This window comes from Rickettsia endosymbiont of Culicoides newsteadi (assembly GCF_002259525.1).
Lineage (GTDB): Bacteria > Pseudomonadota > Alphaproteobacteria > Rickettsiales > Rickettsiaceae > Tisiphia.
On sequence record NZ_MWZE01000148.1, the window covers coordinates 1 to 1,778 of the forward strand.

The following is a 1,778-nucleotide window of genomic DNA, read 5'->3' on the forward strand; positions in this document are numbered from 1 at the left end:
CAACTTATCCACATTCTTCGCTATTTACAACATCAATAATCTTTATTTTATATATTTAAAAGATTATTTTTTCAACTTGACACAGTTTGACGAACACTCCCAAAGCAAGCCAATGTCATTTCGAAAGCGAGCCACTACACTTAACTCCTTAACTTTATTATTTCCACTGCTTTTTTTATTTATTCAAAAACTCGATTTACTCCAAATTCCGATTCATGCAACAAAGCCTAAAATTAGACGTCATACCAAGATAATTGCGGATGCTCACCCTTACGATCCTAGTTATTTTGAATATTTTCAAAAACGCGAGGAATATAAGAGAGTATCACCCCTTGTACACAGTAGTAACCGGGTCTACCAAGGCCTTATAGATGCTTGAGCGCAGTACTTGGAAACTGGTACGCTGCGTTCTTAGGAGAGTAGAGCTCAGTAATGGGTTCTGCTTATCCGACATTCTGGTTAAAATAAGCTATTTGACCATAAAGATTCAAGAAATTCTTGTACTGGCCAAATTGTTACACTTTGGGTTCCAAAAGTTTCTATTCTTTTTTTATCAACAGTACATATGACATTAAGTTTTGCTCTATAATCTTTCCCAAATAAAAGAAGTCCCCTTATATCTTTGGATGTTATATTTTGTCTAGTTTTAACTTCAAAAGCTTGATCCCTGAATATAAAGTCTACTTCATGCCCTTCTGAATCTCGGTAATAAAATAACTCATCTCTAGTTTCACTCATGGTTTGGTATGCTTTGAGTTCAAGAAAAATATAATGCTCAAAAGCTTTCCCAGAATCAGATGTATGAAATCCACTGAAAGTATATTTAGATAAATAGTTGGCAACTCCAGTATCAAACAAATAAAATTTTGGTATTTGTGTTACAATTTGCCTGTTTTTACGTTTGGTATAAGGGTGCAAAAAATATCCTATATACATGTCTTCTAAAATCTCGAAGTAACTTTTTACTGTTGCTTTATTAACTCCACAATCTCTAGCAATATTAGTAAAATTAATCATCTCAGTATGGCTTAAGGTAAGTACATCCAAAAACCTAATAAACGGTTCACGTTTTCGAATGTTTGCCTCTAATTGCACTTCATTAATTAAATAGTCATATACATAAGCAGACAGTGATTTTAAGGCAAATTCGGAACCATAATGTTCTGGTATTAACCCTCTATTAAAAATCCTATTCCAATTTAATTCTTTAAGTTCTGGGTAACAAAAAGGAAACATTTGATATCTCCATGCTCTCCCTCCAAGCAAATTAGCTCCAGATGATTTTAGTTTTCTTGAGCTAGAACCACAAAGTATAAAACTTATTCCCTTTATGTTTTCTATCATCCAATGAATTTCATTAAGTACTTGAGGTATTTTTTGCACTTCATCGATGACAAAAATCATACCATTCCTTTTGTCTTCTGGAATTGCAAGAATCTCTGAGCGAATATAGTGTGGATTCAATGAATATTTAGCAAAAACTTCGCTTTGTAAAAAATCAATAAAAATTGCATTTGGAAATCTTTGATGCAAAAATGTTGTTTTGCCAGTTTTTCTTGCCCCCCAAAGGAAAGCTGATTGGCCTTGAGGTAAACTTAGGTTTAATAACCTTTTTACAGACATAATGCTATCTATATATAGAATATTTAGCTATTATAATACCTGTTTATAGATTATGTCAAGTAATAGATCCAACGATGGGGTTCTGTCGCATCTGTTGCCGGTGATCTTTAAAGCTGCTATAAAGGCTTAAAAAATATTTAAATGCCGCTTTATAT

2 protein-coding genes are annotated in these 1,778 nt (G+C 32.8%); one reads left to right on the top strand and one right to left on the bottom strand.

The features are described from left to right. Nucleotides 1–379: hypothetical protein (locus RiCNE_RS07845; RefSeq protein ID WP_094649815.1), on the top strand; the 379-nt coding region annotated here is incomplete at its 5' end. A gap of 80 nt (nt 380–459) precedes the next feature. Here RiCNE_RS07845 and RiCNE_RS06910 read toward each other — a convergent pair. Further along, nucleotides 460–1,623, bottom strand: coding sequence for an ATP-binding protein (locus RiCNE_RS06910; RefSeq protein WP_094649816.1), 1,164 nt, complete (start codon nt 1,621–1,623; stop codon nt 460–462). Nucleotides 1,624–1,778 lie beyond the last annotated feature (155 nt).